The organism is Pedobacter sp. HMWF019 (assembly GCF_003061025.1).
Lineage (GTDB): Bacteria > Bacteroidota > Bacteroidia > Sphingobacteriales > Sphingobacteriaceae > Pedobacter.
In genome coordinates, this window is the sequence record NZ_QAIL01000463.1 from 1 (window position 1) to 3,871 (window position 3,871).

Genomic DNA, 3,871 nt, shown 5'->3' on the forward strand with positions numbered 1-3,871 from the left:
GGTAAATTTTATAAAGTATTTTATTAAAATACTTTATTATCCAATTTTCATCAGCCCTAGAACGTTATATATAAAGAATATCTTCTTGGGTATTAAAGAAGGTATTAAGATCAATCGTGGAAATAAATTAAATCTGCTTAAATAATAGTTATGAATATTTTAGTTACCGGAGGTGCCGGTTTTATTGGTAGTCACTTGTGTGATCTCTTGTTAAAAGACGAAGCCAACAATATTTGCGTAATAGACAATCTTTCTCTTGGAAAAAAGGAAAATATCTCACATCTTTCAACTAATTCGAATTTTAAGTTCTATCAATTTGATCTTCTCAATCAAACCGAACTGAGCATTATTTTTGAAAAGGAGAAATTTGATATGGTCTTTCATTTAGCTGCTAACTCCGATATTGCTAAAAGCTTTAATGATCCTGGGACAGACTTAAATAATACTTTCTTAACTACATTTAATGTGTTGAATATGATGCGAATACATGGTGTCAAGAAAATTGCATTTGCTTCAACATCGGCAATATACGGCGATACTATTGAAACGCTTCATGAAAATTTCGGGCCACTATTTCCAGTTTCTCATTATGGGGCAGGTAAATTAGCTTCAGAGGCATTTTTATCTTCTTTTTCTGCCAGTTATTCAATCCAAACATGGATAATTAGATTTCCTAATGTTGTTGGCGAAAGAACAACGCATGGGATTCTCTTTGATTTTGTTAAGAAGATAAGAAACAATCCTGATACTTTAGAAGTATTAGGTAATGGAGAGCAAAACAAGCCATATGTTTATGTTAAAGATTTGGTTGAAGCAATAGTTTTTGTTTGGAAGAATACAAACGACAGGCTTAATTATTTTAACATTGGAGTTGATACAACAACAAAGGTAAAAGATATCGCACATATGGTTTTGGAGGAGATGAATGAGCAAAGAGAGATTGTCTATACAGGAGGAGATCGCGGATGGGTGGGAGATGTTCCTTTCTTTTCATACAATTTAGATAAGATTCATAAATTAGGATGGAAAGCGAAAAATTCTTCTAATGATGCTGTTCGATTATCAATTCGAAGTATTTTAAATGCAGAATCAAAATAGTATGAAGGCTGTTATTTTAGCCGGTGGGAAAGGTACTCGTTTAGGCTTGACCGACATCCCTAAGCCTATGGTCTCTGTTTCAAATAAGCCACTATTACTTCATCAGATTGAATTGTTAAAGAGGTATGGGATTACCGATATTACGCTTCTGCTTGGGCATCTTGGAGCTAAAATTGAAGAGTATTTTGGGGATGGAACTAAGTATGGTGTTAAAATTTCTTATCTGACTGAAGATAAGCCTTTGGGAACGGCTGGTGCAATTAAAGAATTGGATGGGATTATTGAAGAGAGATTTCTAGTTTTGTATGGTGATGTAATGATGGATTTTGATATTAATTCTTTTATAGAGTTCGATAAAAGGTCATCAGCTATAGCATCAATTATTGTACATCCTAATGATCATCCTTACGATAGTGACCTTGTTGAAGTTGATCCGGATAATAATGTTACTAGATTTCTATCCAAGCCTCATGAGGAAGGAATGATGTATAATAACAATGTCAATGCAGCAGTCTACATTTTTGGCTCTGATATATTTCAATACATTGAAAGATATAAATCATCTGATTTTGGCAAAGACATTTTTCCTTTGATTATGAAAGAGGGTCTTCATAAAATTAAGGCATACAGTACCCCGGAGTATATAAAAGACCTTGGTACACCAGATAGATTAGAGAATGTAGAAGCAGCATATTTGAGCGGTAAAATTGCAGCTTATAACAAGGCTAATAAGAGAACTGCTATTTTTATTGATAGAGATGGAGTAATAAATAAGGAGGTGGATAATTTGAAAAATATTGCAGATTTTGTATTGCTTCCAAATGTTGCTGAGGCTATAAAAAAAGTAAATGATTCAGATTTTCTTGCAATAGTTATAACGAATCAGCCAGTGATCGCTAAAGGTTTTATATTAGAAAAAGACCTTCTTGATATTCATAAAAAGCTTGAGACAGAAATTGGGAGGCAAAACGCTTTTATAGATAAGCTTTACTATTGTCCACACCATCCAGACAAAGGATATGTTGGAGAAGTTAAGGAACTAAAGATCGAATGTAGCTGTAGAAAACCCAATACTGGTATGCTTGACTTGGCAGTTAAAGAATTTAATATTGATCTGTCAAGATCCTATTTTATAGGAGATTCTACAACTGATATCCAAACTGGAATAAATGCTGGAGTTAAAACAGTTCTAGTTAAGACTGGTTATGCTGGAAAAGATAACAAATACAATGTTAAGCCTGATTATTCTGCAAATAATTTAGATGATGCAGTTGATCTAATATTAAAGATAAATGATAATAAATAGAACACCGTTTCGAATAAGTTTTGCAGGCGGGGGAAGTGATTTAAAAGAATATTACTTAAATCATGGTGGAGCTGTTTTAAGTGTGTCAATAGATAAGTATATGTACTTATCTATGCATCCTTATTTTAACGATAATAAGTATCTTTTAAAATATTCACATATTGAACTTGTTGATCAAATTGAAAGGATAGAACATCCAATAATTAAACAAGTCTTTAAAGAATTTAATATAAATGGGGTTGATTTTAACTCCAGTGCTGATATACCTTCGGGTACTGGGCTCGGTTCTTCATCTGCCTTTACTTCTGGTTTGATCAGTTTATGCAATGCGTACCAGGGTAAATATATGTCTAGAGAAATGATAGCAGAACTAGCTTGTGACATAGAAATCAATCGACTTCAAGAGCCAATAGGTAAACAAGATCAGTATGCGTGTGCTTTGGGTGGATTAAATTTTATTGAGTTCAGAGAAAATGAGAAGGTCGTTGTTGAACGTATAAAGATGATACCTGAGAAGTACGAATTGATGGAAAAAAACCTTTTAATGTTTTATCTAGGTAATACCAGGAAAGCGGCCTCAATTTTAACTGAACAGAAATACAATACAGCATCGGATGGTGCCAAGCTTAAAAATCTTCATAAGATGGTGGCTTTGGCTCATGACCTCAAAATGGAACTTTTATCTAATAATATAGATGCAATGGGAGATATTCTTCATGCTGGGTGGATCTACAAAAAGGAACTTGCTTCAAACATCTCTAATAAATCAATAGACGATTTGTATCAGAAGGCTATTTTTGCAGGAGCAAAAGGTGGGAAGCTACTTGGGGCTGGGGGAGGAGGATTTCTCTTGTTTTATGTTGAGCAAGATAAACAGACCGCTGTTAGAATGGCGTTAAATGAACTTTTTGAATTAGAATTTAAATTTGACAATACAGGAACAAGTATAATTTTTTAAAATGAAACAATTATCAACAATAGACAACTATCTGAAAACATTAGTAAGTACTATTAATAATCTTGATCATGACGAGATTCTGAATTTTTCGAATCTTCTTGAACAGACTAGACAAGAGGGGAAACGCGTCATTATTTTTGGTAACGGTGGAAGTGGTGCGACGGCCTCTCACTTTGCCTGCGATATTAATAAAGGTGTTTCTTTAGGTATGAAAAAAAGATATAAAGTAATTGCCTTAACGGACAATATCGCTACCATTCTTGCCTATTCGAATGATTTGTCCTACGATGAGGTATTTGTAGAGCAAATGAAAAATTTCTTAGAGGAAGGAGATATCGTTGTTGGGATATCTGGAAGCGGAAATTCTAAAAATGTCTTAAAGGCAATTGAGTACGCCAATCAACAAGGTAATACAACTATTGGAATCACTGGGTTTACAGGAGGTAAATTACGTGAAATCTCGAAATTTAGTGTTAATGCGAATGTAAATGATATGCAGGTGTCTGAAG

General features: G+C 33.7%; 4 protein-coding genes. All 4 read left to right on the forward strand.

Going from position 1 to position 3,871, the window contains the following annotated elements; all coding sequences use genetic code 11:
- The first annotated feature begins 150 nt into the window (after positions 1-150).
- Complete coding sequence (locus DBR11_RS24360) at positions 151-1,098, forward strand: NAD-dependent epimerase/dehydratase family protein (RefSeq protein ID WP_108555188.1); 948 nt, start codon at positions 151-153, stop codon at positions 1,096-1,098.
- Between the two features lies 1 nt (position 1,099).
- The gene (locus DBR11_RS24365) at positions 1,100-2,404 is read left to right on the forward strand and encodes an HAD-IIIA family hydrolase (RefSeq protein ID WP_108555191.1); all 1,305 of its coding nucleotides are present in this window, start codon (positions 1,100-1,102) and stop codon (positions 2,402-2,404) included.
- Positions 2,391-3,362: a GHMP kinase gene (locus tag DBR11_RS24370; protein ID WP_108555189.1), complete on the forward strand. Its 972-nt coding sequence runs from the start codon at positions 2,391-2,393 to the stop codon at positions 3,360-3,362. The genes DBR11_RS24365 and DBR11_RS24370 overlap by 14 nt, the downstream gene beginning before the upstream one ends.
- Position 3,363: 1 nt before the next feature.
- Positions 3,364-3,871 (forward strand): SIS domain-containing protein (locus DBR11_RS24375; RefSeq protein ID WP_108555190.1); only part of this gene is annotated, 508 nt, incomplete at its 3' end.